This is a genomic window from Pseudomonas sp. NPDC086581 (assembly GCF_044746165.1).
Lineage (GTDB): Bacteria > Pseudomonadota > Gammaproteobacteria > Pseudomonadales > Pseudomonadaceae > Pseudomonas.
Genome location: NZ_JBIVBR010000014.1, coordinates 23,714 through 48,811, shown reverse-complemented (window position 1 = coordinate 48,811; position 25,098 = coordinate 23,714). Strand labels below are relative to the sequence as shown.

Here is a 25,098-nt window from a genome sequence, read left to right as displayed (position 1 = left end):
GGCACAATGAAAAACGCCCCGCAGGGGCGGGGCGTTTCATGGCATCACGGGAGCCTCAACCCTCCTTGGGTTTCATCTGCTCCGGTGCCTGGGCTGTGGCCGGGGCGTTGGCATCTTTGGCGATTTCCTGCGGCGCGGGCTGGTCCTGCGGCAGCTGGTCGAACTCGTGCAGGCCGTCCTTCTTGTACGGGTCGCCGATCCAGCGCGGGGCAACGGCGAACTGCGGGCTCACCAGGCTCTTTGCCGGCTCGTAACGGTCGTAGCTCAGGCCGGCGAGGTCGGACAGGGTATGGATCAGGTGTGAGCTGCTGTAGGCGCGATCCGCCACCGCCTTCAGGTCGCGCGGGTGCTCGGCCTGCCAGCTTGGCGCGGTCCAGACCATGAATGGGATGGTGTACATCGGCCGGGTCGGGGCCATTTCGTTGCGGCCCAGGCGGTCGTGGTTGCCCGAGCTGTAGACGTCCTCGCCGTGGTCGGAAAGGTAGACCATGAAGCCGTTGGCGTTGGACTCGGAGTAACGCTTGATCAGGCTCGACACCACGAAGTCGTTGTAGCGCACCGCGTTGTCGTAGAAGTTGTAGGTTTCCACCTGGTCATCCGACAGCGCCGAGGGCACGCCCTGGCGGTCCTTGAAGTAGGCGAACTCGTCCGGGTAGCGGTAGCGGTAGTCCATGTGCGTGCCCAGCAGGTGGATCACGATGAACTTCTTCTGCGCCGGGTCCTGGAGGGCCTTCTCGAACGGCGCCAGTACCACGCCGTCGTACTGGCTGGCGTTCTGGTTGCGCTGGTTGTTCAGGTACACCGGCTCGTCCGTCTGCTGCGAGAAGGTGGTGAGCATGGTGTTGCGCTTGGTCATCGTCTGCTGGTTGGTGATCCAGAAGGTCTTGTAGCCCGCCTGTTTCATCAGGTTGATCAGCGACGGATCGGTGAGGAACTTGTCCGGGTTCTGCTCATCGCCGAAGGTGAGGATCTGCTGCATCACCTCGATGGTGTAGGGACGCGGCGCGACCACGTTCTGGAATACCGTCAGGCCCTGGCCGCTGGCCGCGAGGGCGTCGAGGTTCGGCGTGGTGTCGCGGCCGTAGCCGTACAGGTGCATGTGCTGTCGGGTGGTGGATTCGCCCAGCACCAGCACCAGGGTGCGCGGTTCGTCGCCGCTGCTGTCCTTGAGGTTCTGCAGGGGCGGCAGGGAGGCGTTCTGTTGCAGCAGCTTCTGCATATTGTCCAGCTGCTGGCGGTACTGGACGTAGCCCACCACCAGTTGCCACGGCACCGCCGGCTCCATGCGCGACTGCACCTTTTCCAGCGCCTGAGCGAAGGTACGCTCCTGGGTGACCATCTGCTTGTAGAAGGGGTAGAACAGGTTCAGCACGACCAGCAGCACGGCCAGCGGCACGCGGGCATAGGCCGGCATGCTGATCGGGCGAATGCGCTTCCACAGCACCACGGCGACCACGCTGTAGGCCAGCAGCGCCAGGCACAGCCAGAGGCTGAAGTACTGGCTGAAGTACTCGCCGGCTTCGGCGGTGTTCGACTCGAACATCACGAAGATGACGCTCTGCGAGAACTCCTGCTTGTAGATGCCGAAGTAGCTCAGGCCCACCAGCGAGGCGCCCCAGAGCACCAGGCCGATGACGGCGGCGATACCCTTGGTGAAGCGCGGCAGCAGCAGCGGCGGTGCGAGCCACAGGCTGCTGAGGAAGAATGCGTCGCGGAAACCGGCAAAGCCGGTGGTGCCGCTGAACAGGATCAGCGCCTGGGTAACGCCGGAGAAATACCAGAAGAACAGCAGGAGCCAGCCCAGGGCGGCCCAGTCCACGCGTTTGCGCGCTACGGGGGATGTGGTGTTCGACACTTGCGCCTCGTCGTTACGTGGCGGCTGCCGAACACTCCGGCAGCCAGGGTAGCCGGCGAAGCTAGCAAAGCGGGCGTGAAAATTACGTCAAGGGGCGTCAGGCGACGCCCATCTGCTCGGCGAGGTGACGCAGGTCCGACTCGTCGCCCAGTTCGGCGGCGCGCTGGAAGTAGGCCAGGGTCAGCTCGCGTAGGCGCGGCGGCATGGAGGCGGCGAGTTGGTGGCGGGCCACGCGCAGGAAGTTGAGGTTGCCGCCTTCCAGCGCGCGTTCCAGCCAGATGCGCGCGGCTGGCAGGTCGCCGCGCTCGGCGAGCACCGAAGCGTGGCTGAACTGACCACGGAAGTCGCCGGCCTCGGCCGATCGACGGTACCACTGGCGCGCCGTCTCCAGGTCGCGCGGCACCACCAGGCCCTCCTCGTGGAAGCGCCCGACCAGGTTCATCGACTTGGCGTGACCCAGCGTCGCTGCGCTCTGGTACAGCGCCAGTGCGCGGGCGTCGTCGCGTTCCACGCCACGGCCGGTGGAGAGCAGGTTGGCGAGGTTGTACATCGCCCAATCGAGTTTCTGCTGCGCAGCGATGGCGTAATGACGGGCGGCGCCGGCCTCGTCCTTCGCGCAGCCCCAACCATGCTCCAGGCAGCGGCCGAGCATGTTGCGCGCCATGGCGTGGCCGCGCTCGGCGGCAATGCCGAACCAGGTCAGGGCGAGGTCGACATCCTGCTTGATGCCGTGGCCGTCGAGGAGGATCTGACCAAGCAATGCCTGGGCTTCGAGGTCACCCTCGCGGGCGCCGGTCACGATCAGGCGGGCGGTCTGTCGCGGGTCATCGGCAAGCTGGCCGGTGAGGTCTTCGACGTTGATTTCTTCGGTGCGACGCAGGACGAAACTCATGGCGGGTCAGACGTCCACCCAGCGGCGCAGCAGGTTGTGGTAGGTGCCGGTCAGCTCGATCAGCGCCGGATGGTCCGGCACGTCGCGGGTCAGCGCCTGGATCGACTGGTCCATCTGGAACAGCAGGGCGCGCTGGCTGTCCTCGCGCACCAGGCTCTGGGTCCAGAAGAACGAGGCGATGCGGGCGCCACGGGTCACCGGGTTGACCTTGTGCAGGCTGGTGGCGGGGTAGAGCACCAGGTCGCCGGCCGGCAGCTTGACCTGCTGGGTGCCGTAGGTGTCCTGGATCACCAGTTCGCCGCCGTCGTAGTCCTGTGGGTCGCTGAAGAACAGGGTCGAGGAGACATCGGTGCGCACGCGCTCGCGGCCGCCCTGGGTGTCGCGCACGGCGTTGTCGATGTGGAAGTCGAACGAGCCGCCACCGGTGTAGCAGTTGAACAGCGGGGGGAAGACCTTGTTCGGTAGCGCGGCCGACTGGAACAGCGGGTTGTTCCATAGGCGTTGCAGCATGGCCTCGCCGATCTCGCGGGCCAGCGGGTGGTCCTGCGGCAGTTGCAGGTTGTGCTTGGCGCGGGACGACTGGTAGCCGGCGGTGACCTTGCCATCGCCCCATTCGGCCTGTTCCAGGGCGGCGCGGATGCGCGTCACCTCATCGCGGGTGAACACGCCAGGGATGTGCAGCAGCATGGGCCGGTTCCATCTGATTCGATAATTTGCCAATGATAATAATTTGCAACATTCCGGTACAACCGCCATACCCCTGCTTCCGACAGGGCGAAAGTGTAAAAGTTGTAAATCATGTGCGTATGGTAATGAATGTGAATTGATACAAATTCTCAATTGCAATAAATTGCGCGGCCTTCATGAACCCCTGGGGAGGGAGTTTCGATGTCGCGTCAATCCACCGAGTTCACCGGCAGCAAGCCGCGCCTTCTAGTCAGCGCTGTCGGCGTGGCGATCAGCGCCATGTCGGGCACTCATCTGGCCCACGCCGCCGAGGCGTCGCCGAAGCAGTCCGGCGAGGACGTGCTGTCTTTGGACGCCGACACCGTGTTGGGCACCCAGCAGCAGGACCCGACGACCTACAACGTCGAGAAATCTTCCAACGAGAAGTACACCGCGCCGCTGTTGGAGACGCCCAAGACTGTGACCGTGATCCCGCAGCAGGTGATCAAGGACACCGGCGCGCTGACCCTCCAGGACGCCCTGCGCACCACGCCCGGCATCACCTTTGGCGCTGGCGAGGGCGGCAATCCGGCGGGAGACCGTCCGTTCATCCGTGGCTTCAACGCCGAGAGCGACACCTTCCTCGACGGCATGCGCGACGTGGCTTCGCAGACCCGCGAGATTTTCAATATCGAGCAGATCGAAGTCAGCAAGGGCCCGGGCTCGGCCTACACCGGCGCCGGCTCCACCGGGGGCAGCCTGAACCTGATCAGCAAGACCGCCAAGCAGGCCGACTTCAACGACGCCAGCGTCGTGCTGGGCACCGACCAGACCCGCCGTACCACGCTGGACGTCAACCACCGCCTGGGCGACAACGCGGCCTTCCGCCTGAACCTGATGAAGCACGATGCCAACGTCGCCGGTCGAGATGAGGTCAACGTCAGCCGCTGGGGCGTCGCGCCGACCGTCACCTTCGGCTTCGACACGCCGACCCGCGCGACGCTGTCCTACTACCATCTGTCCACCGACGACATGCCTGACTACGGCATCCCGCTGACCCTGGCCGGGCGCAGCGAGCGCAACCCGAGCAAGCCGGTGTCGGTCGACAAGAGCAACTTCTACGGCCTGAACGACCGCGACTACCGCAAGAGCACCACCGATACCGGTACCTTCCGTATCGAGCACGACCTGAACGACAACCTGACCCTGTCCAACAGCTTCCGCCTGGTGCGCACCACCCTCGATTACATCGCCACCAACCCCGACGACAGTCGCGGCAACGTCGCCAACGGGCTGGTGTATCGCTCCTCGAAGAACCGCAACTCCACCTCCAAGGGTTGGGTCAACCAGACCGACCTGAAGTCCACCTTCGATACCGGCTTCATCGGCCACACCCTGGTGACCGGCATGGAGTTCAGCTACGAGGACGTGCACAACCGTCCCTATGTGATCACCCCAGGCGGTGGCGCTGGCAACCTCTGCACGCCGTCGCTGATCGCCAGCGGCGACTGCACCAGCCTGAACAAGCCGACGCCGGGCGACCACTGGACCGGCCGCATCACCGACAGCGCCGCCTTCACCGACACCGACACCAAGACCGCCTCGGCCTATGTGTTCGACACCCTCAAGCTCAGCGAGCAGTGGGACCTCAACCTCGGCCTGCGCTACGACGACTTCGAGACTCGCTCCAGTGGCTACTCCACCGGCGGCCGTGGCTCGCCCGCCGGCGATTTCGACCGTCAGAACAACTCGCATTTCTGGAACTACCAGCTCGGCGTGGTCTACAAACCAGCGCCCAACGGCAGCGTCTACGCCGCCTGGTCCACTTCCAGCAACCCCAGCGGCGAGACCGCCGGTGAAGGTGGCGGCGACTTGGCGCTGGCCAATGCCAACCTTGATCCGGAGCGCAACCGCAACTACGAGATCGGCACCAAGTGGGCGTTCTTCGACGAAGCGCTGTCGCTCAACGCGGCGATCTTCCGCACCGACAAGACCAACGCCCGCGTCGCCTCGCCGGATGACTCCACCGTGCAGGTGCTCGATGGTGAGCAGCGCGTGCAGGGCGTCGAGCTGGGCTTCAGCGGTGCACTGACACCCAAGTGGAAGGTCTTCGGTGGCTACACCTACCTGGACAGCGAGATCCTCAAGTCCAGCGTGGCCAGCGACGAAGGCAATCGCATGCCGCAGACGGCGCAGAACAACTTCACCCTCTGGTCGACCTACGATGTGCTGCAGAACTTCACCGTGGGCGGCGGCGCCACCTACGTCGACGAGCAGTTCGGCAACACCGCCAACAGCACCATGATCCCGTCCTACTGGCGCTACGACGCCATGGCCAAGTACGTGATCAGCAAGAACGTCGATCTGCAGCTCAACGTGCAGAACCTGACCGACAAGCGCTACTTCGACCAGGTCTTCAGCACCCACATGGCGCACGTGGCCCCCGGCCGCACCGCGCTGCTGGGCGTCAACCTGCACTTCTAAGGGGGCGCATCTGGCGACCCGCCCCGGCCGATGCTCCTCGGCCGGGGCTTTTCTTTGTCCGGGGGCAGGGGCCTCTTCGGCGAAGGTCCGGCCAGAGTAAAGATTGTTAAATCGGCTGCGTTTGCGAGCCATTCTCATTAAAATGCCGCCCTGCGTGATGGGTGTCCTAAGGTGAAGCCGCGGTGTTGAAGAAAGTCCTGTTCCAGTTGCATTGGCTGTTCGGTATCAGCGCAGGTCTGGTGCTGGCGCTGATGGGCATCACCGGGGCGATGCTGTCGTTCCAGGATGAAATCCTTCGCGCCATCAACCCCGAGAGTCTGGTGGTGGAAAAGCGCGCCGAAGCCGTGCTGCCGATGGACGAACTGATCCGCCGGGTGGAGAGCGCCGAGCCGGGCAAGAAGGTTTCCTTCCTCTGGCTCAAGACCGAAGGCGTTGAGTCCGCACGCATTTTCTTCACCCCGCCACCGGGCCAGCGCCGTGGCGAATCGCGCTATGTCGACCCGTACACCGCCCGGGCGCTGCCCGCGCCCGTGGGCGAGGGCGCCTTCCAGTTCGTCATGCAACTGCACCGCTTCCTCGCTGCCGGCGAAACCGGGCAGAAGATCACGGGCGCCTGCACCCTGATCCTGATCTTCTTCTGCCTCTCCGGGCTCTACCTGCGCTGGCCGCGCAAGGCGCTGAGCTGGCGCACCTGGCTGACCTTCGACTGGCGCAAGAAGGGCCGCGCCTTCAATTGGGACCTGCACGCCGTCGCCGGAACCTGGTGCCTGGTGTTCTATCTCCTGGCCTCGCTGACCGGCCTGTACTGGTCCTACGAGTGGTACCGCAACGGCCTGTTCAAGCTGCTCGACGATGCCCCCGCCGGCCAGGCCAAGGGCGGCCAGCGCGGCGGCGGCAAACGCGGCCCGGCGCCGGAAGGCCCGCCGCCGGTGGTGGACGCCGCCGCCATCTGGAACACCATCCAGCAGACCGGGGGCGCCGCCATGACCGCCTACAACCTGCGCCTGCCGCCGGTGAAGGGCCAGCCGGCCACCGTATTCTATCTCCTCGATGACGCCGCCCACGAGCGCGCCTTCAACGAGATGACCATCGACCCGGCCAGCGGCAAGCTGCTCAAGCACCGTCGCTACAACGACAGCAGCGCCGGCAAGCAACTGCTCACCAGCGTCTACGCCCTGCACGTGGGCAGCTACTTCGGCCTTACCGGGCGCATCCTGATGATGCTTGCCAGCCTCGCCATGCCGCTGTTCTTCATCACCGGCTGGCTGCTTTATCTCGACCGCCGCCGCAAGAAGCGCGCCGCGCAGGCCGCCCGTGGCGAACTGGACCACAACGCCGGTGGCGCCGACTCCTGGCTGGTGGGCTACGCCAGCCAGAGCGGCTTCGCCGAGCAACTGGCGTGGCAGAGCGCCGGCCAGCTGCAGGCCGCCGGCCTGCCGGTGCGTGTCGAGCCGCTGGGCAAGCTGGATCGTGCGCAGCTGGAGCAGACCCGCAACGCGCTGTTCGTGGTCAGCACCTTCGGCGAGGGCGAGGCACCGGACAGCGCCCGTGGCTTCGAACGCCAACTGCTTGGGCAGACCCTCGGGCTCAACGACCTGCGCTTCGCCATCCTGGCCTTGGGCGACCGCCAGTACGAACACTTCTGCGGCTTCGCCCGACGCATGCAGGGCTGGCTGCAAGGACAGGGCGCGCGCCCGCTGTTCGACGGCGTGGAAGTGGACAACGGTGATGCCGCTGCGCTGCACGCCTGGCAGGTCCGTCTGGGCGAACTTTCCGGCGCTGCGCCGCAAGTCGCGTTCACTGCACCAGCTTTCGAGGTCTGGACGCTGAGTGGTCGCGAGCACCTCAACCCTGGCAGCCAGGGCGAATCCACCTGGCTGCTGCGCCTCACCGCGCTGAGCGATTCGCAGATCGACTGGTCCGCTGGCGACCTGGTGGAAATCGTTCCGCGCCAACCGGACTTCCTCGTTGCCCGATGGCTCGAACGCCTCGGTCTGGATGGTACCGCCCAGATACAGGCCGATGGCCTGGCCCTGCCATTGAGGGACGCCCTGGCCGGCTGCCTGCTGCCGGGCAACCTCGAACACCTGGTCGGCCAGCACGGCCAAGCGGTTTACGACGCGCTGATCAAGCTCTCGGTGCGCCAGTACTCCATCGCCTCGTTGCGCAGCGCAGGCGCCCTGGAGCTGATCGTCCGTCAGGAGCAGCACACCGACGGCTCGCTGGGCATCTGTTCCGGCTGGCTGACCGAGTACCTGCCCGAGGGCGGCAGCCTGCTGCTGCGCCTGCGGCGCAACCGCAGCTTCCACCTGACCGAGGAGGATCGCCCGCTGATCCTGATCGGCAACGGCACCGGTATCGCCGGCCTGCGCGCACTGCTGCAGGCGAGTGTGGCCGAGGGCCGTTCGCGCAACTGGTTGCTGTTTGGCGAGCGCAACATCGCCCACGACTTCTACTGCCGCGCGGAGCTGGAAGGCTTGCTGGCGCGCGGTGAACTGCAACGCCTGGATGTTGCTTTCTCTCGCGATCAGGCTGAGAAGGTCTACGTGCAGGACCGCCTGCGTGCCAGCGGCGAAGTCCTCGCCCAGTGGCTCGACGACGGCGCGGCGATCTACGTCTGCGGCAGCCTGCAGGGCATGGCCGAAGGCGTGGACCGCGCCCTGCGCGAGATGCTGGGCGACGCCGAGGTCGAGGCGCTGCTGGAGAGCGGGCGCTACCGCCGCGATGTCTATTGATCCTGCGTCAGGGGGAGCCCACCGCGCTGGCCTGAACCTGTAGCGGGCCATGCCCGCGACCCGCCGGCACCGCCGGCGTTGGCGTTCCGCACCGCCGTCGCCGGTACCTGCGGATTGCGCGGCCAGCGATGCACCTGCAAACGGATCGGTCCACGATGTCTTGAACGGTCCGCAATCAAAAAGGCCCCCGCGAATGCGGAGGCCTTTTTGATTTCAGGCGCGGCTCATATCCATAAGAACAGTGCCAGCACCGCCGCAAAGAAGCCCCACTTCTGCAGGTAATACAGCTTGCGGTTGCGCTTCTTCAGGGCCTTGCCCTGCAGGCGGATCTTGTACAGCGAAGCGAAGGCGCGGTTGATGCCGCCGGTCTTGTCGCCTGCGTCGTTGGGTGAGGCCGCCGCGGCCATTACGTTGCGGCTGAACCAGCGGTTGAACGCCGTCACCCAGCCGTATTTCAGCGGCCGCTCGATGTCGCAGAAGAGGATCACCCGGTCGTGGTCCGTAGTGTTCTCGGCGTAGTGGATATAGGTCTCGTCGAACACTACCGCCTCGCCGTCGCGCCAGTGGTAGCGCTCGCCGTCCACTTCGATGAAGCAGCCCGGATCATTGGGCGTCAGCAGGCCCAGGTGGTAGCGCAGCGAACCGGCGTAGGGATCGCGGTGGCGGACCAGGCGCGAGCCCGGCGGCAGCTCGGCGAACATCGCCGCCTTCACCGACGGAATCTGCCGCAGCAGCTCGGTGGTCTTCGGGCACAGCGCGTCGGCGGACGGGTGGCTGTCGTCGTACCACTTCAGGTAGAAGCGCTTCCAGCCGGTCTTGAAGAAGGAGTTGAAACCCACGTCGTTGAGCTGGTCGGAGCGCTTGATGCTGCCGGCGTCGCGCAGGTGCAGGGCTTCGCTGCGGATGGCTTCCCAGTTCTCGGCAAGCAGGCGCATCTCGGGGAATTCGTCGGTGGCCAGGTACGGGCGGCTGGGTACCCTGGAGAACAGGTACATGAGGCAGTTGATCGGCGCCAGGAAGCTGGAGTGGTCGCTCAGCTGGCGCGTGAACTTGTGGCGCACCCGCCCACGCAGGTGGACATAAACGATGCTCAGGCCGAAGGCGGCCAGAATGGCGGCTTTGATCATTCCGGAGGAGTTCCCACATCTACAGAGCGGGGATAGTACTCCTCCTGAATGTGACTGAGTATTCTCCGAAGGCCAAAGGCCAGCCGGTGCTTTACCCTGTAGGAAATCCAGAAGGATGGCGAGACCGATGACCGAGCGCAGCACGCGAGTCCTGCTCAACTGCGACATGGGCGAAAGCTTTGGCGCCTGGCGCATGGGCGATGACACCCACGCCATGCCGCTGATCGACCAGGCCAACCTCGCCTGTGGCTACCATGCGGGCGACCCCTTGACCATGCAGCGCACCGTCCGTCTGGCGGTGGAGCAGGGCGTCAGCATCGGCGCACACCCCGCCTACCCGGACCTGGCCGGCTTCGGCCGCCGGCACATGAGCTGTTCGCCCGAGGAAGTCCACGCGCTGGTGCTGTACCAGATCGGTGCGCTGGACGCCTTCTGCCGCGCCGCCGGCACCCAGGTGGCCTACGTGAAGCCCCATGGCGCGCTGTACAACGACCTGGTGCGCGATGACGCGCTGCTTGCCGCGGTGCTCGATGCCTGCGCCGCCTACCGCAAGCGCCTGCCGCTGATGGTGCTGGCCCTGGCCGACAACAATCGCGAGCTGCAACTGGCTGACGCCGCCGACGTGCCGCTGATGTTCGAAGCCTTCGCCGACCGCGCCTACCTGCCCGATGGCCAGCTCGCCCCGCGCCGGCTGGCCAACGCTGTGCACCACGAGCCGCAGCGCATCCTCGACCAGGCCCTGGCCATCGCCCGTGGCGAGCCTTTCCCGGATATCGACGGCAATCCACTGCGCCTGCGCGCCGACAGCCTCTGCGTGCATGGTGATAACCCCGAATCCCTGGCGGTGCTGCGGCGCCTGCGTGGCCTGCTGGACCAGGCATGATTCGCGTCGAGGCCTTCGGCGCCACGGCGCTGCTGATCACCCTCGCGGAGCAGCCCGACGATGCGCTGCCGCTGCGCATCGCCCGACTGGCCGAGCGCCTGCGCGCCGAACTGGGGACGGCGCTGACGGATTGCGTCCCCGGCTGGACCACGCTGTTGCTGCACTACGACTTGATGTGCATCGACCTGCCGCAGTTACAAAGCCGCGTGCAGGCTACGTTGGCGGACTGGCCCGGCGGCTTCCAGGCGAACGACGCCGGGCGGCTGCATGAAATCGCCGTGTGGTATGCCGGCGAAGACCTCAGCGATGTCGCCCGGCTCTGCGGGCTGACTTCTGCTCAGGTGATCGACCTGCACGCCGGCCGCGACTATCGCGTCGGCGCCATCGGCTTCTCTCCAGGCTTCGCTTACCTCGGTGAACTGGACGAACGCCTTGACCTGCCGCGCCGGGCCACGCCGCGCACGCACGTGCCCGCCGGCAGCCTGGCTATCGCCGAACGGCAGACGGCAGTTTATCCACAGGCCTCGCCCGGGGGCTGGCATCTGCTCGGACGCACCGCGCAACGCCTGTTCGATCCGCACCGGCAACCGCCTTGCCCGTTGGCGGTGGGAGATCGCGTGCGCTTCGTGTCCATCGATGAGACGGCTTATCGCGCGGCCGGGGGCGAGCCATGAGCCTGAAAATCGTCGCCTGCGGCCCGCTGTGTCTGCTGCAGGACGCCGGCCGACGGGGCTGGCAGCACCTGGGTGTATCGCCCGGCGGCCCTGTGGATAAACACGCGGCGGCCTGGGCCAATCGCCTCCTCGGCAATACGCCCGGCGCACCTTTACTGGAAATCGCGCTGGGCGGGGTGGAGCTGGAAGTGCAGGCGGACACCTGGCTGGCGCTGACCGGCGCCGAGTTGCCGGCGACGCTCGATGGTGGGCTGCTGCCGGGTTGGTCGCGTTTTCGAGTGCGAGGTGGGCAGCGTCTGAAGCTGAGCTTCGCTCGGACTGGACAACGGGCTTATCTCGCCGCTGCCGGAGGCTTCGAAGTGGAGCCCATACTGGGCAGCGTCGCGACCCAGATGCGGGAAAAACTCGGCGGTCTTACCGGCAATGGCCGGCCGCTCGCCGACGACGATCTGCTGGAATGTGCGGCCCATGACAAACGTTTCACTCGTGGCGCCAGCGTGCCCTGGCCTTATCGGCCGGACTACCGCGAGGCCCCGACCTTGCGCGTGCTACCCGGCCCGGATGCCTTCAGCGAGGAACAGCGTCAGGCTTTCTTCAAGCAGCGTTGGCAGGTCAGCCCGCAATCCGACCGCATGGGCGTGCGACTGCGCGGCGAAGCGCTGAGCGCGCCTCGCCGGCAATGGTCGTTGGGGATAGTGGAGGGCGCCATCCAGGTGCCGCCGGATGGCCAGCCGATTGTCCTGCTGGCCGACCGCCAGAGCATGGGCGGCTACCCGCTGCTGGGCGTGCTGCACCCGCTGGACATCGGTCGACTGGCGCAGTGCCCGGCGCACAGCGAAGTGCAATTCGTTCGAGCAAGCGTGGAACAGACGCAGGCGGACCTGCGCGCGTTCCTGCGGTTCTTCTCAGGCTGATATCAGCCCTCGAAGCGTTCACCGCGAAACACCCGGCGCGGATTGCCGCGTTCCAAGTGGTGATGCACCAGCCGGCGTTCGGCGCGCAGCGCGCTGCTTGCCTGCTCCGCGCGTTCCTCCAGCTTGCGGGCGATCAGCAGCAATGCCAGACGCTTGTTGGCGTGCTGGCTGCGTTCGCTCTGCACCTTCACGCTCAGGCCGCTGGCTACGTGGGTAGCGCGTACCGCCGAGTCGGTGGTGTTGACGTGCTGCCCGCCGGGGCCGGAGGAACGCAGCGTCTCGAAGCGCACTTCACCTTCGAGGCTGGCCGGCGGCGCGCTGAAGCGCGCGCCGCCGAGGTACCAGTTCTTGCGCCCGTGGTTGGGCCGGTAAGGGCTGGCGCAGACCCATTGCAGGGTGCCGCTCCAGTCCTCGGCCAGCGCCGCCGCCGAGTCGCCTTCCAGCGCCAGCAACACCGAGAGCAGGGTGCCGCGGCGCGGGCCGGCTTCTTCCTCGATCACGCGCACCTCGACACCGTTGGCCTCGGCCTCGCGTAGCAGACGCTGCAGGGCCTTGGCCACGACGAAGGCGCATTCGTCCGGGCCCTGAGCGGCGGAAAGTTGCAGCAGGATCATCAGCAGCACTCCCCGCGGGTCTTGTAGGTCAGCACCGGCTTCAGCCGCGCCAGCACCCGCAGCAACCCTGCTTCACGCAACGCACCGACCACCGAGTCGATGGCCTTGTAGGCTTCCGGTGCCTCCTCGTAGATCAGTCCGCGATCGCCGCAGATCACCCGGCTGCCCAGCGCTGTACGGGCCAGTTGCTCGACGCGGTAGCGCGCCGAGAGACGGTCCTTGCACTCGCTGCGCATCCACTTGCGCCCCGCGCCGTGGGCGAGGGAGAAGAGGCTGCGAGGATCGGCGATCGGTTCCACCAGGTAGCTGTAGTCGCCACGGGAGCCGGGGATGACCATCACCCCGCGATCCGCCGGCGTCGCGCCCTTGCGATGCAGCCAGCCGTCGACGCCGTCGACCCGCGCCGGGCTGACGAGGTTGTGGTTCACGTCCAGCACCTGCGCACCGTCCGCCCGCAGGCGGTCGAGCATGCGCAGGGCGATCAGTTGGCGGTTGGCTTCGGCGAAACGCAGTGCGCCGTCGTGGCGTGCGAGGTAGTGCGCGCACTCGTCGGTGCCTTGTTCCAGGCCCTGGTGGCTGAAGCGATCAACCTGCTCGCGCAGGATGGCTTCGCCCAGGCCACGCGAGCCGCTGTGCACCAGCAGGAGCAGGTGACGGCGGTCGACGTCGAGGGCTTCGACGGCGACTTCGTCGTAGAGCTGATCGAGTTGCTGCAACTCGGCGAAGTGGTTGCCGCCGCCGATCGTGCCCAGCGAATGCTCGTGACCGCAGGGCGGCAGGCCGAAGCTTGCAATGCGCTCGCTCCAGTCGTCGTCCAGCGGGCCGTCGAGGTTGCCCAGGCGCTTTTCCAGCTTGTCCAGGTTCAGTTTGGCGGTGGCGATATCGGTGCGCCACAGCGCCATGCCGCAGCCGATGTCGTTGCCCACCAGCGCCGGGTACAGGCGGCCGGTGGAAAAGAACGCCGCGCCGATCGGGTAGCCGCGACCAGGGTGCAGGTCCGGCATGCCGGCGACACGCTGCATGCCCGGCAGGCGGGCGGTGGTTTCAAGTTGCTGGATCGCTTTACCTTCGATCCAGGTGTCGTCCGCGGCGATCAGGGTGATGCCGTCGGACAGATTTTGGATGCAATTGCCCATTGTCCAATCCCATGAGGAATGAAACGAAAAAGAGGATGGGGGCAGGCCGGAGCCGGGCAATGCAATGCCGCCAAAGGGGCGGCGGGGAAGCGATTACGCCAGACGCGACCTGCAAAGGGTGATCAGTGCTTGCATGATGTCTCTCCTTTGCTGTCGGTGGATGGGAAGGTGGCGAATGATAGGCGCACGGTCGCCCGCGCGCAATCCTGCTATTTCGGCAGGTGGCGCAGCGGCAGCGGTGCCGACTCCTTCACCGTCTGGATGGCGAAGTTGCTGCGGATGTCGCTGACGCCCGGCAGCTTGAGCAGGGTGCCGGTGAGGAACTGCTCGTAGGCGCGCAGGTCCGGCAGCACCACTTGCAGGAGGAAGTCCGACTCGCCGCTGACCAGATGCACCGAGATGACTTCCGGCAGGTCGATCACGGCCTGGCGGAAGGCGGCGGCGCTGGTGTCGCTGTGGCGCTCCACCTTCACCCCGACGAACACGGTCAGCCCGAGGCCGACTTCGTCGCGGCCCAATTCGGCATGGTAGCCACGGATCATCCCGGCTTCTTCCAGCAGGCGCACCCGGCGCAGGCAGGGGGAGGGTGAGAGGCCGATCTCCTCGGCGAGCTGCACGTTGGTCAGCCGGCCATCGCGCTGCAGGGCGGCGAGGATGCGGTGGTCGTAGGCGTCTAGTCTTGGGTTTGGCATGAGTGGCTAGTGTTTGAGCTTGAGACTGGCAGAGTATGCCAATTGTTAGCGTCAGGCTGGCTGAATACGCAAGCACCTGCCTCGGCCTTCAGGCATAGAATCCCTATCCGCAATGACTTATCTGGAGTGGCTCTTGTGGATATCGGCGTCTTCCTGCTGGCCCTGGCGATGGTCTACCTGCTGCCGGGGCCGGACATGATTCTCCTGCTGCACACCGGTGCCCGCGACGGTCGCTGTGCTGCCCTGGCAACCGCCCTGGGTCTCGGGCTGGCCCGTGGCTGCCACGTCGCGCTGGCGGCGACAGGACTGGCGCTGCTGTTTCGCACCGCGCCATGGACCCTCGATGTGGTACGCATCGGTGGCGGTCTCTACCTCGCGTGGATCGGCCTGCAACTGCTGCGCACGCCGGTGGGTTTGCCGGTGGCGACCGGCGCGGCTGGGTTATCCACAGTCAGCTATCGGCGCGCCTTTCGCCGGGGCCTGCTGACCAATCTGCTCAACCCCAAGGCGCTGCTGTTTTGTTCGGTGCTGTTGCCGCAGTTTATCCATCCGCAGAACGGCCCACTGGCGTTGCAGTTCGCGCTGCTGGGCGGCGTGCTGGTGGTGGTCGGGCTGGGGTTCGACAGCTTCTACGCCGTCAGTGGCGAGCGCATGGGGCGCTGGCTGGCGCGGCACCGGACGATGCAGCGTGTTCAGCAGTGGGGCTTCGGCGGCATTCTGCTGGGGTTTGGTGTGCGGCTGGCGCTGATCCGCGATTTGTAGAAGCGCGGATCAGAGGTCTTCCGGCTGGATTTTCCACAGCCGCGCCACCGAGGGTTTCTGCGGGTTGCGCGCGACCACCAGCAGGCCCAGGTCCTTGCCGCGCAACTCACGCAGCAGTTGTGCGCCCTTGCGTTGTTGCAGGCTCTCGGCGAGATGCCCGAGGGCGATGGCCGCTGCTGCCGGGTGCGTGGCGACCGGCACATAGCTGCCGCCGTCCATGTCCAGCACCACATGCTTCTCGCCGGGTTCCGGAGTGGGGATGTGCAGGCTGGTCTTGAGCAAATGCGCCATGGCTTCGTCGCGCTGGGCGGCCGTCAGTTGTCCCGGTGGCAGTGCCCGTTCCAGGGCGAAGAATTCGTCCTGCGGTTCGACTTTCGGCTTGGCCTCGGCTGGCGGCTGCGTGGGGGCCCTGGTACGAACAGGAGCGGGCGGCGCGCTGAAATCCAGTTCTTCCTGGTCGAGTCCGTCCCAGTCGATCTCGTCAAGATCGACTTCCTCCGCTGGCGCCTTCTTCTTCGGCGCCGGTTTCTTCCGCGATTTCACGGCTGCGCGAACGTCCATCCGACGCTGACGTTTCCACCTGTGCAGTTGCACGTTGGCGACGATGGCGGTGACGAGGATGAGCAGGAGGTAGAACAGCAGCATGGAAGATCGTGGCCCTGTGGATAACGGCCACGGCGTGCAGGCGGTGGCGGGGTGCCACCCTGGCGGGATTGTCTGGCTCAGGCGATAGGCCTGTTCCGGCTGCGTTGTAGGACGCGGCTGTTTCCGAAAGAGGGGCCGGCCTATGACCGGCCCGTTTCGTATCAGTTCAGGAACTGCTCAGCATGGTGGCAGGCCACCTGGCGCTCATCGAGCAGGCGCAGCTCCGGCACCTCGGTTCTGCAGCGCTCGGTCGCATAGGGGCAGCGCTTGTGGAAGGCGCAGCCGCTGGGCGGGTTGAGCGGGTTGGGGAGCTCGCCCTGGATCTTGATCTTGGGCTTGTCCGGATCGGGGTGGATGGCCGGGGTCGCCGACAGCAGCGCCTGGGTATAGGGGTGCAGCGGACGCTCGTAGAGCTTGTCCGCCGGACCCATTTCCGCTGGGCGGCCGAGGTACATCACCAGCACGTCGTCGGCCACGTGGCGGACCACGGCGAGGTTGTGGGAGATGAACACGTAGGCGGTGCCGAACTCCTGCTGCAGGTCCATGAACAGGTTGAGCACCTGCGCCTGGATCGACACGTCCAGCGCCGAGGTCGGTTCGTCCGCCACCAGCACCTTGGGCCGCAGCATCATGGCGCGGGCCAGAGCGATGCGCTGGCGCTGGCCGCCGGAGAACATGTGCGGGTAGCGCTGGTAATGTTCGGGGCGCAGGCCGACCTGCTTCATCATCGCCTGCACGCGCTCGCGGCGTTCGGCGCGGGACAGGTTGGTGTTGATGACCAGCGGCTCGGCCAGTTGGTCACCGATCTTCTGCCGCGGGTTGAGCGAGGCGTAGGGGTTCTGGAAGACCATCTGCACGTCGCGGCGCAGTTGCTTGCGGGTGTCGTGGTCGGCGCCTTTCACCTCGTGGCCGGCGATCTGCAGGGAGCCGGAGGTGGGTTCTTCGATCAGGGTCAGCGCTCGGGCGAGGGTGGACTTGCCGCAGCCGGATTCGCCGACCACGGCGAGGGTCTTGCCGGCCTGCAGCTCGAAGGACACACCATTCAGCGCGCGGACCAGGGCGTGCGGCTTGAACAGGCCCTGGGAGATTTCGTAGTGACGGGTCAGGTCGCGGGCGGTCAGGACGGCGCTCATCGGGCCACCTCGGTGTTCAGGTTGAGCGGGTAGAAGCAGCGCACGGCGCCGCGCTCATGGGCTTCGAGGGCCGGGCGCACGCTGCGGCAGTTGTCCTGCACGTAGGGGCAGCGCGGCGACAGCAGGCAGCCCTGCGGACGGTCGTACTTGCCGGGGACGATGCCGGGCAGGGTGGCCAGGCGTTCCTCGCCAGCGCTGTGCTCGGGGATCGCCTTGAGCAGCGCCTCGGTGTACGGGTGCGTCGGCAGGTCGAACAGCGCCGGCACCTCGCCGATCTCCACCGCTTGCCCGGCGTACATCACGCAGACGCGCTGGGCGGTCTCGGCGACCACGGCGAGGTCGTGGGTAATCAGGATCAGCGCCATCCCCTGGTCGCGCTGCAGGTTCAGCAGCAGCTCCATGATCTGCGCCTGGATAGTCACGTCCAGCGCGGTGGTGGGCTCGTCGGCGATCAGCAGCTTGGGCTCGCCGGCGATTGCCATGGCGATGGCGACGCGTTGGCTCATGCCGCCGGACAGCTGGTGCGGGTAGGCATCCAGACGCTGCGCAGCGCCGGGGATTTCCACCCGTTCGAGCAGTTCCAGGGCGCGCTGGCGCAGGGCCTTGCCGCGCAGGCCGAGGTGCAGCTTGAGCACTTCCTCGATCTGGTAGCCGACGGTGAAGCTGGGGTTGAGGGCGGTCATCGGGTCCTGGAAGACCATGGCGATGTCCTTGCCGACGATGCGCCGCCGCTCTCGGCCCTTCAGGCGGAGCATGTCGGTGCCGTCGAACTGCATGGTGTCGGCAGTGATGATGCCGGGGGCGTCGATCAGGCCCATCAGGGCCATCATGGTCACCGACTTGCCGGAGCCGGATTCGCCGACGATGGCCAGGACTTCGCCCTTGTCCACCGAGAGGTCGAGGCCGTCCACTACCGGGATGGCGTTGCGGTCGCCGAAGCGGACCGAAAGATTGCGCAGGTCGAGGAGGCTCATACGGCGGTCTCCATCAGGCTTTTCTTGTTGTCGTTGGCGATCTTGAGGCTGTGCATGGTCACTGTCCTCACGCCGCGTTCTTCAGCTTCGGGTCCAGCGCATCGCGCAGGCCGTCGCCCATCAGGTTGATTGCCAGCACGCTGAGCAGGATGGTCAGGCCGGGCAGCGAGACGACCCACCAGGCGCGCTCGATGTAGTCGCGCGCGGAGGCCAGCATGGTGCCCCACTCGGGCGTCGGCGGTTGCACGCCCAGGCCGAGGAAACCCAGTGCCGCGGCGTCGAGGATCGCCGAGGAGAAGCTCAGGGTGGCCTGCACGATCAGCGGCGCCATGCAGTTGGGCAGCACAGTGACGAACATCAGGCGCAGGGTGCCGGCGCCGGCGAGGCGCGAGGCGGTGACGTAATCGCGGTTCAGCTCGCCCATCACCGCGGCGCGGGTCAGGCGCACGTAGGCCGGCAGCGAGACGATGGCGATGGCGATCACGGTGTTGATCAGGCCTGGGCCGAGGATGGCGACGATGGCCACTGCCAGCAGCAGCGAGGGCAGAGCCAGCATGATGTCCATCAGGCGCATGATCACCGGGCCCAGGCGGGTCGGCGAGAAGCCGGCGAGCAGGCCGAGGAAGATGCCGGGGATCATCGAGATCAGCACCGAGGTCAGGCCGATCATCAGCGACAGGCGCGCGCCGTGCATGAGGCGCGAGAGCAGGTCGCGGCCCAGCTCGTCGGTGCCCAGCAGGAACTGCGAGTTGCCGCCTTCGAGCCAGAGCGGCGGGGTGAGCAGGAAGTCGCGGAACTGCTCGCTCGGGTCATGGGGCGCGACCCACGGCGCGAACAGCGCGCAGAAGACGATGACCAGCATGAACAGCAGGCCGCCGACCGCGCCCTTGTTGCGCGAGAAGGCTTGCCAGAATTCTTTCAGCGGGGACGGATAGACCAGGCTCGGGTCGCTGGCGGGAGCTTTAGCGTTGGCATTCATGGCGTCGGCTCCGGTTAGCGTTGATGACGGATGCGTGGGTTGGCGAGGCCGTAGAGGATGTCCACGATGAAGTTCACCAGGATCACCAGGGTCGCCACCAGCAGGATGCCGTTCTGCACCACCGGGTAGTCGCGGCGGCCGATGGCGTCGATCAGCCATTTGCCGATGCCCGGCCAGGAGAAGATGGTCTCAGTCAGTACCGCACCGGCGAGCAGCGTGCCGACCTGCAGGCCGAACACGGTGAGCACCGGGATCATGGCGTTGCGCAGGGCGTGCACGAACACCACGCGGGCCGGCGACAGGCCCTTGGCGCGGGCGGTGCGCACGTAGTCCTCGCGCAGTACTTCGAGCATCGAGGAGCGAGTCATCCGCGCAATTACCGCCAGGGGGATGGTGCCCAGCACGATGGCCGGCAGGATCAGGTGGCGCACGGCGTCCATGAAGGCGCCTTCCTCATCCGAGAGCAGCGTGTCGATGAGCATGAAACCGGTCTTCGGCTCGATGTCGTAGAGCAGGTCCAGGCGCCCGGAAACCGGCGTCCAGCCCAGGGATACGGAGAACAGCATGATGAGGATCAGGCCCCACCAGAAAATCGGCATCGAGTAGCCGGCCAGGGAGATGGTCATCACCCCGTGGTCGAACAGCGAGCCTCGCTTCAAGGCGGCGATCACCCCGGCGAGCAGCCCGAAGACGCCGGCGAACAGCAGGGCGGCCAGGGACAGTTCGAGGGTCGCGGGGAAGAGGGTGAGGAACTCGTGCCAGACGCTGTCGCGGGTGGTCAGCGATTCGCCGAGGTTGCCTTGGGCGAGGTTGCCGACGTAGTCGAGGTACTGCTGGTAGAGGGGCTTGTCGAGCCCCAGGCGGTGCATGGCCTCGGCATGCATCTGCGGATCGACGCGGCGTTCACCCATCATCACTTCCACGGGGTCGCCCGGAATCAGGCGGATCAGCGCGAAGGTCAGCAGGGTGACGCCGAAGAAAGTCGGGATCAGCAGACCGAATCGGCGTGCGATGAAACTGAGCATGATGGTTGGGGGCTCCTCACCGAGCGGCTACCCGTCGGATCACGACGGGCGCCGGTTTCTTATGACTTTGCCGGTTACTGGATCTGAACGTCGGCGAAGTTGTTTTTTGTCAGCGGGCTGATGGTGTAGCCCGAGATATTGCTGCGGCGCACATTGAACAGCTTAGGATGTGCCAGGGGAATCCATGGGGCCTGCTCGTGGAATATGGATGTCGCCTTTTTGTAAAGTTCCGCACGTTTTGCGTTGTCGCTGGTCTGGCGGGCTTCCTGGATCAGCGTTTCGAAGCCCTGATCGCACCAGAAAGCATGGTTTTCGCCTGATTTCGCCGCAGCACAGCTCAGGTTGGGTGAGAGGAAGTTGTCCGGGTCGCCGTTGTCGCCGGCCCAGCCGCCGTAGAGCGAGAGATCGTGCTCGCCGGCCTTGATGCGCTTGATCAGCTCGCCGAACTCCAGTGTGCGGATGTCCAGCGTGATGCCCACCTTGGCCAGGTCCGACTGCAGCATCTGTGCCATTTGCGCTGCGTTGGGGATGGTCGAGGAACTGCCGTTGCGGGTGAACAGGGTCAGCTTGAGGTTCTCCACGCCCGCTTCCTTGAGCAACGCCCTGGCGCGCTCTGGATCGTGGGGCCAGTCCCGGATGTCGTTGTTGTAACCCAGCAGGGTGGCGGGGTACGGATTGATGGCCGGCGTGGCCGCGCCGGCCCCGTAGACGGCATCCAGCATGGCTTTCTTGTCGAACGCCAGATTGATGGCCTGGCGCACTCGCACGTCGTCCAGCGGTTTGTGCCGGGTGTTCAGGGCGACATAGGTCGTGAGCAGGGCGTCGATGCTGTCCACTGCCAGGTTCTTGTCCTGCTCCAGACCGGGGACGTCCGATGGCTTGGGGTAGAGCGCGATCTGGCACTCGTTGCGGCGGATCTTCTGCAGCCGGACGTTGGAATCCGGGGTGATGGCGAAGATCAGGTTGTCGATCTTCGGCTTGCCGCCGAAGTAGTCCGGGTTGGCGCGGAAACGAACCTGGGCGTCCTTGGCGTAGCGGTTGAAGACGAAGGGCCCGGTGCCGATGGGCAGGTTGTTGAGCTGCCCTTGTTTACCGGCGGCCAGCAGCTGGTCGCCGTATTCGGCCGAGTAGATGGAGGCGAAGTCCATCGCCATGTCGGCCAGGAACGGCGACTCCGGGTGGTTCAGGGTGAAGCGCACGGTGAGGTCGTCGAGCTTTTCCACCGACTTGATCAGTTCGCGCATGCCCATGGCGTCGAAGTAGGCATAGCCGCGTGCGGACGATGCATGCCAGGGGTGCTTCGGGTCCAGCGGACGCTCGAAGGTCCAGAGCACGTCGTCGGCATTGAGGGCGCGCGTGGGCTTGAAGTAGTCGGTGGTATGGAACTTCACGTCCGGGCGCAGGTGAAAGGTGTAGGTCAGCCCGTCGGGGCTGACCTCCCAGCTTTGCGCCAGCGAAGGCACCACTTCGGTGGTGCCGGGGCGGAAGTCGGCCAGGCGATTGAAGACGGTCTGGCCGCTGGCGTCGGCGGTGACCGCGCCGGTGTACTGGACGATGTCGAACCCTTCCGGGCTCGCCTCGGTGCAGACCACCAGGTTCTGCGCCAGGGCGGTGCCGCTGCCGAGCGCGAGCAGAAGGGGGAGCAGACGCGGGATGGGCATGCCGGTTCTCCTTACAGCAGGTTGAAGGGGAAGTTGCTGACCAGACGGATCTCGTTGACGCTGCCGTCCGCCTGGTTCTGACTCGCCAGGTGCTTCATGTAGGTCACGCGGAAGCTGCTGCTCTTGAGCGGGCCGTCCTGCAGTGTGTAGCCGGTGGAGAGGCCGAGCTCGTGGTGCTTCTCGTCGTCCATGTTGCGCACGTTGTAGCCGCTCACGCCGTTGCGGTCGCCGTCGTAGTGGGTGCCGTCGATACCCCAGCCCTTGGCGTACCACGCCATGGTGGTCAGGCCGGGCACGCCGAAGGCCGCCCAGTCGGTGCTGTAGCGCAGTTGCAGGGACTTTTCGTTGGGACCGTTGTAGTCGGAGAGTAACGAGTTGGCCAGGTAGATGGCCGCGGTCTCGTGCACGTAGTCGAAGTACTCGTCGCCACGGATCTGCTGCCAGCCCAGCAGCACGGCATGGGCGCCGTGGGTGAGGGTGAAGGCCAGGCTGTAGGCATCGTTGTCGATGTAGCCTGCCTTGCGCTCGCCGGTGTCGCCGGTGTGGTAGTAGTTCAGGCTGGTGTTCAGCGCCAGGCTGGCCGGGTCGCCGAGGTCGTGGGAGGCGCCGAAGTAGTACTGGTTCCAGATGTCCTCGAAGTGCGCGCCGTAAGCGGTGAGTTTCAGCTCCTTCATCGCCTGGTAGCTGCCGCCCAGGTAGCTGAAATGGCTGCCGGTGAAGTCCTGTGAACCGTATTCGGTCGTCAGGCCTTCGGAGCCGGCGCCGGTACGCGGGCTGGCGCGGGTGAAGCTGCCGGCCTGTACCTGAAGGCCTTCCAGCTCTTCGCTGAGGAGGCTGACACCATCAAAGGACGACGGCAGGGCGCGGTTGTCGTTGATGTTGAAGACCGGGGTCTCGGTCTGTTGGCGGCCAGCGCGCAGTTCGGTGTTGGAGGCGCGCAGCTTTACGTTGGCCACGCCCATCTTCGACCACTGCGGCACGGCATCCCCGTCGCTGTCGGTCAAGGTGCGCGTGCCGCCGCCAGCGAGGCGTCCGTGGCCGCGCTCCAGGGCGATCTCGTTGAAGGCGGAGGCGTCCAGGCCGACACCCACGGTGCCCTGAGTGAAGCCGGAGCTGTACTTGAGCTGGCTGCCCTGGGTCCAGGTGTAGCGGCTGTGGGTCGGCTCGGTGTAGCCGTCCTTCTTGATGTTGAAGTGGAAGCTGTCCTTCATCTGCTCGCGGGCGGCGAAGTTGCGGGTGCTGAAGGTCAGGCTCTGGCCTTCGACGAAGCCCTTCGCGCCGGCCTGGCCCTTGACCATCACTTCGCTGTCGCGGCGGGTTTCGTCCGGTGGCAGGTCGCCCTCGTCGGCGAATGCCTGGCCCAACGGGGTGCCACAGACGGCAAGTGCCAGGAGAGTGCGGGTGAATACGTGATGCTGCATGAGTTGCTCCTTGTTGTTGTGGGCTTTCCTAGCAACGAATGCATCCCCTCCACCCATCGGAGAGATGGGGGAGCCGGCAGGCAGAGGGGAAGGCGGGATATGCCGCCCGGTCTGTGCCGGGCTGGCGCTCAGGCGACAGTGGCCGCCGATCTCGAGTTGGCGATCAGGGCTGGTTGGCTACGCCGTAGAACGAATTGCGTCCGAAGGGGCTGATCAGGAAGCCCTGCACCGATTTGCGCATGGGCTGGTAGACGGTGGAGTGGGCGATCGGGCTGATGGGCACCTGCTGCGCGAGGAGCTGCTGGGCCTTTTGGTAGAGGGCCACGCGCTGGTCGTGGTCGGTGGTGGCCTTGGCCTGGCGCACCAGCTTGTCGTAGTCGGCGTTGCACCACTTGGAGACGTTGTTGCCGCTCACCGAATCGCAGCCGTAGAGGGTGCCCAGCCAGTTGTCCGGGTCACCGTTGTCGCCGGTCCAGCCGAACAGCATGACGTCGTGTTCGCCCGCGTGGGCGCGCTTGATGTACTCGCCCCACTCGTAGGTGACGATCTTCGCCTTGATGCCGACTTTGGCCCAGTCGGCCTGGATCATCTCGGCCATCAGCTTGGCGTTGGGGTTGTACGGGCGTTGCACGGGCATCGCCCACAGGGTGATTTCGGTGCCTTCGGCGACGCCGGCTTTCTTCAGTAGCGCCTTGGCCTGCTCCGGATCGTAGACCTGGCCCTTGATCGATTGGTCATAGGACCACTGGGTCGGCGGCATGGCGTTCACCGCCAACTGGCCGGCGCCCTGGTAGATCGCGTCGATGATCGCCTGCTTGTTCAGCGCCATGTCCAGCGCGCGGCGCACATCGGTCTTGTCCAGCGGGGCGTGGGTGACGTTGTAGGCCAGGTAGCCCAGGTTGAAGCCCGACTGCGACGGCATGTTCAGGTTCGGGTCCTGCTTCAGCGTCTCGAAGTCCGCCGGGCGCGGATTCAGGGTGATCTGGCATTCGCCGGCCTTGAGCTTCTGCATGCGCACCGAGGCGTCGGTATTGATGGCGAAGACCAGGTTGTCGACCTTCACGTCCTCGGGCTTCCAGTAATCCTTGTTGCCCTTGAAGCGGATCATCGCGTCCTTCTGGTAGCGGCTGAACACGAACGGACCGGTGCCGATGGGCTTCTGGTTGATCTCGCCGGGCTTGCCCTGTTTGAGCAACTGGTCGGCGTATTCGGCGGACTGGATCACCGCGAAGTTCATTGCCAGGTTCTGCACGAAGGCCGCGTCGACCTCGTTCAGGGTGAAGGTCACGGTGTGCTCGTCGACCTTGCCGACCCTGGCGATGTTGCGGCCCAGGCCCATGTCGGTGAAGTACGGGAACTCGGTTGGGTACGCCTTGCGGAACGGCTGCTCCTTGTCGAGCATGCGGTTGAAGGTGAACAGCACGTCGTCGGCGTTGAATTCGCGGGTCGGCTTGAAGTAGTCGGTGGTGTGAAACTTCACACCCGGGCGCAGGTGGAAGGTCCAGGTCTTGCCGTCGGCGGAGGTTTCCCAGCTTTGCGCGAGGGCCGGCTGGGCTTCGGTGCCGCCGCGCTGGAACTGCACGAGGCGGTTGAACAGGGTTTCCGAGGTGGCGTCGTAATCGGTGCCGGTGGTGTATTGGCCGGGGTCGAAGCCCGCCGGGCTGCCTTCGGAGCAGTACACCAGGCTGGAGGCCGCCTGGGCCGTGGAACCGGCGAGGAGCAGCCCGCCGAGGGCGAGTGCGTGCAGGGGATTACGTCGCATCTTGCGCATTGCCTGACCTCATTCTTGTTTTTCTGAGGGGCCGGCGAACCGATGGGGTTTGCAG

Annotated in this window: 21 protein-coding genes; 6 read left to right on the top strand and 15 right to left on the bottom strand. The window is 65.9% G+C overall.

What is annotated here, in order from left to right; genetic code table 11:
* Positions 1-55: 55 nt before the first annotated feature.
* The 3 genes from ACIPK7_RS25045 to ACIPK7_RS25035 all read right to left on the bottom strand — a co-directional run bounded on the left by ACIPK7_RS25045 (position 56) and on the right by ACIPK7_RS25035 (position 3,434).
* The gene (locus tag ACIPK7_RS25045) at positions 56-1,855 is read right to left on the bottom strand and encodes a phosphoethanolamine transferase CptA (protein WP_192431618.1); all 1,800 of its coding nucleotides are present in this window, start codon (positions 1,853-1,855) and stop codon (positions 56-58) included.
* A gap of 97 nt (positions 1,856-1,952) precedes the next feature.
* A complete protein-coding gene (locus ACIPK7_RS25040; RefSeq protein ID WP_192431617.1) occupies positions 1,953-2,747 on the bottom strand; it encodes a tetratricopeptide repeat protein in 795 nt (264 codons plus the stop codon).
* A 6-nt stretch (positions 2,748-2,753) separates the two neighbouring features.
* Positions 2,754-3,434: a Fe2+-dependent dioxygenase gene (locus ACIPK7_RS25035; protein ID WP_192431616.1), complete on the bottom strand. Its 681-nt coding sequence runs from the start codon at positions 3,432-3,434 to the stop codon at positions 2,754-2,756.
* Positions 3,435-3,635: 201 nt separating this feature from the next.
* On the opposite strand from ACIPK7_RS25035, the gene ACIPK7_RS25030 reads away from it, so the two are divergent.
* A complete protein-coding gene (locus ACIPK7_RS25030) occupies positions 3,636-5,897 on the top strand; it encodes a TonB-dependent receptor (protein ID WP_401090858.1) in 2,262 nt (753 codons plus the stop codon).
* A 185-nt stretch (positions 5,898-6,082) separates the two neighbouring features.
* The gene (locus ACIPK7_RS25025) at positions 6,083-8,632 is read left to right on the top strand and encodes a PepSY domain-containing protein (RefSeq protein ID WP_401090998.1); all 2,550 of its coding nucleotides are present in this window, start codon (positions 6,083-6,085) and stop codon (positions 8,630-8,632) included.
* A 224-nt stretch (positions 8,633-8,856) separates the two neighbouring features.
* Here the strand turns inward: ACIPK7_RS25025 and lpxO are convergent, their stop codons facing one another.
* Positions 8,857-9,756: a lipid A hydroxylase LpxO gene (lpxO, locus tag ACIPK7_RS25020; protein WP_401090996.1), complete on the bottom strand. Its 900-nt coding sequence runs from the start codon at positions 9,754-9,756 to the stop codon at positions 8,857-8,859.
* Positions 9,757-9,886: 130 nt separating this feature from the next.
* Between lpxO and ACIPK7_RS25015 the strand changes: the two genes are divergently transcribed.
* From ACIPK7_RS25015 to ACIPK7_RS25005, 3 genes are read left to right on the top strand one after another with little or no spacing between them, the layout of a single operon-like run.
* Positions 9,887-10,642 carry a 5-oxoprolinase subunit PxpA gene (locus tag ACIPK7_RS25015; protein ID WP_401090856.1) on the top strand — a complete coding sequence of 252 codons (756 nt, stop codon included), beginning with the start codon at positions 9,887-9,889 and terminating at the stop codon, positions 10,640-10,642.
* Positions 10,639-11,316, top strand: a complete 678-nt coding sequence (gene pxpB, locus ACIPK7_RS25010) for a 5-oxoprolinase subunit PxpB (protein ID WP_401090855.1) — start codon at positions 10,639-10,641, stop codon at positions 11,314-11,316. The genes ACIPK7_RS25015 and pxpB overlap by 4 nt, the downstream gene beginning before the upstream one ends.
* Positions 11,313-12,230 carry a biotin-dependent carboxyltransferase family protein gene (locus ACIPK7_RS25005; protein WP_401090853.1) on the top strand — a complete coding sequence of 306 codons (918 nt, stop codon included), beginning with the start codon at positions 11,313-11,315 and terminating at the stop codon, positions 12,228-12,230. The genes pxpB and ACIPK7_RS25005 overlap by 4 nt, the downstream gene beginning before the upstream one ends.
* Before the next feature lie 2 nt (positions 12,231-12,232).
* Here the strand turns inward: ACIPK7_RS25005 and prfH are convergent, their stop codons facing one another.
* The 3 genes from prfH to ACIPK7_RS24990 all read right to left on the bottom strand — a co-directional run bounded on the left by prfH (position 12,233) and on the right by ACIPK7_RS24990 (position 14,672).
* Positions 12,233-12,844: a peptide chain release factor H gene (prfH, locus tag ACIPK7_RS25000; RefSeq protein ID WP_401090851.1), complete on the bottom strand. Its 612-nt coding sequence runs from the start codon at positions 12,842-12,844 to the stop codon at positions 12,233-12,235.
* Positions 12,844-13,980, bottom strand: coding sequence for an RNA ligase RtcB family protein (locus ACIPK7_RS24995; protein WP_401090849.1), 1,137 nt, complete (start codon positions 13,978-13,980; stop codon positions 12,844-12,846). The genes prfH and ACIPK7_RS24995 overlap by 1 nt, the downstream gene beginning before the upstream one ends.
* A 209-nt stretch (positions 13,981-14,189) precedes the next feature.
* Positions 14,190-14,672: an Lrp/AsnC family transcriptional regulator gene (locus ACIPK7_RS24990; RefSeq protein ID WP_138212243.1), complete on the bottom strand. Its 483-nt coding sequence runs from the start codon at positions 14,670-14,672 to the stop codon at positions 14,190-14,192.
* A gap of 135 nt (positions 14,673-14,807) precedes the next feature.
* On the opposite strand from ACIPK7_RS24990, the gene ACIPK7_RS24985 reads away from it, so the two are divergent.
* Positions 14,808-15,434, top strand: coding sequence for a LysE family translocator (locus ACIPK7_RS24985; RefSeq protein WP_401090847.1), 627 nt, complete (start codon positions 14,808-14,810; stop codon positions 15,432-15,434).
* A gap of 9 nt (positions 15,435-15,443) precedes the next feature.
* Here ACIPK7_RS24985 and ACIPK7_RS24980 read toward each other — a convergent pair whose 3' ends face one another.
* The 8 genes from ACIPK7_RS24980 to ACIPK7_RS24945 all read right to left on the bottom strand — a co-directional run bounded on the left by ACIPK7_RS24980 (position 15,444) and on the right by ACIPK7_RS24945 (position 25,043).
* On the bottom strand, positions 15,444-16,079 hold the full coding sequence (locus ACIPK7_RS24980) for a hypothetical protein (protein ID WP_401090845.1): 636 nt from the start codon (positions 16,077-16,079) through the stop codon (positions 15,444-15,446).
* A 161-nt stretch (positions 16,080-16,240) separates the two neighbouring features.
* On the bottom strand, positions 16,241-17,212 hold the full coding sequence (locus ACIPK7_RS24975) for a peptide ABC transporter ATP-binding protein (RefSeq protein ID WP_401090843.1): 972 nt from the start codon (positions 17,210-17,212) through the stop codon (positions 16,241-16,243).
* Positions 17,209-18,186 (bottom strand): ABC transporter ATP-binding protein, encoded by a 978-nt coding sequence (locus tag ACIPK7_RS24970; protein WP_184588904.1) that lies wholly within the window; start codon positions 18,184-18,186, stop codon positions 17,209-17,211. Before ACIPK7_RS24970 ends, ACIPK7_RS24975 begins: the two co-directional genes overlap by 4 nt.
* Before the next feature lie 67 nt (positions 18,187-18,253).
* The gene (locus tag ACIPK7_RS24965) at positions 18,254-19,165 is read right to left on the bottom strand and encodes an ABC transporter permease subunit (RefSeq protein WP_253449603.1); all 912 of its coding nucleotides are present in this window, start codon (positions 19,163-19,165) and stop codon (positions 18,254-18,256) included.
* A 14-nt stretch (positions 19,166-19,179) separates the two neighbouring features.
* Positions 19,180-20,190: an ABC transporter permease subunit gene (locus ACIPK7_RS24960; protein ID WP_045209546.1), complete on the bottom strand. Its 1,011-nt coding sequence runs from the start codon at positions 20,188-20,190 to the stop codon at positions 19,180-19,182.
* Positions 20,191-20,264: 74 nt separating this feature from the next.
* Positions 20,265-21,851, bottom strand: a complete 1,587-nt coding sequence (locus ACIPK7_RS24955; RefSeq protein ID WP_192431602.1) for an ABC transporter substrate-binding protein — start codon at positions 21,849-21,851, stop codon at positions 20,265-20,267.
* Between the two features lie 11 nt (positions 21,852-21,862).
* Complete coding sequence (locus tag ACIPK7_RS24950) at positions 21,863-23,272, bottom strand: OprD family porin (RefSeq protein WP_401090840.1); 1,410 nt, start codon at positions 23,270-23,272, stop codon at positions 21,863-21,865.
* 163 nt (positions 23,273-23,435) lie between these two features.
* Positions 23,436-25,043 (bottom strand): ABC transporter substrate-binding protein, encoded by a 1,608-nt coding sequence (locus tag ACIPK7_RS24945; RefSeq protein ID WP_401090838.1) that lies wholly within the window; start codon positions 25,041-25,043, stop codon positions 23,436-23,438.
* Positions 25,044-25,098 lie beyond the last annotated feature (55 nt).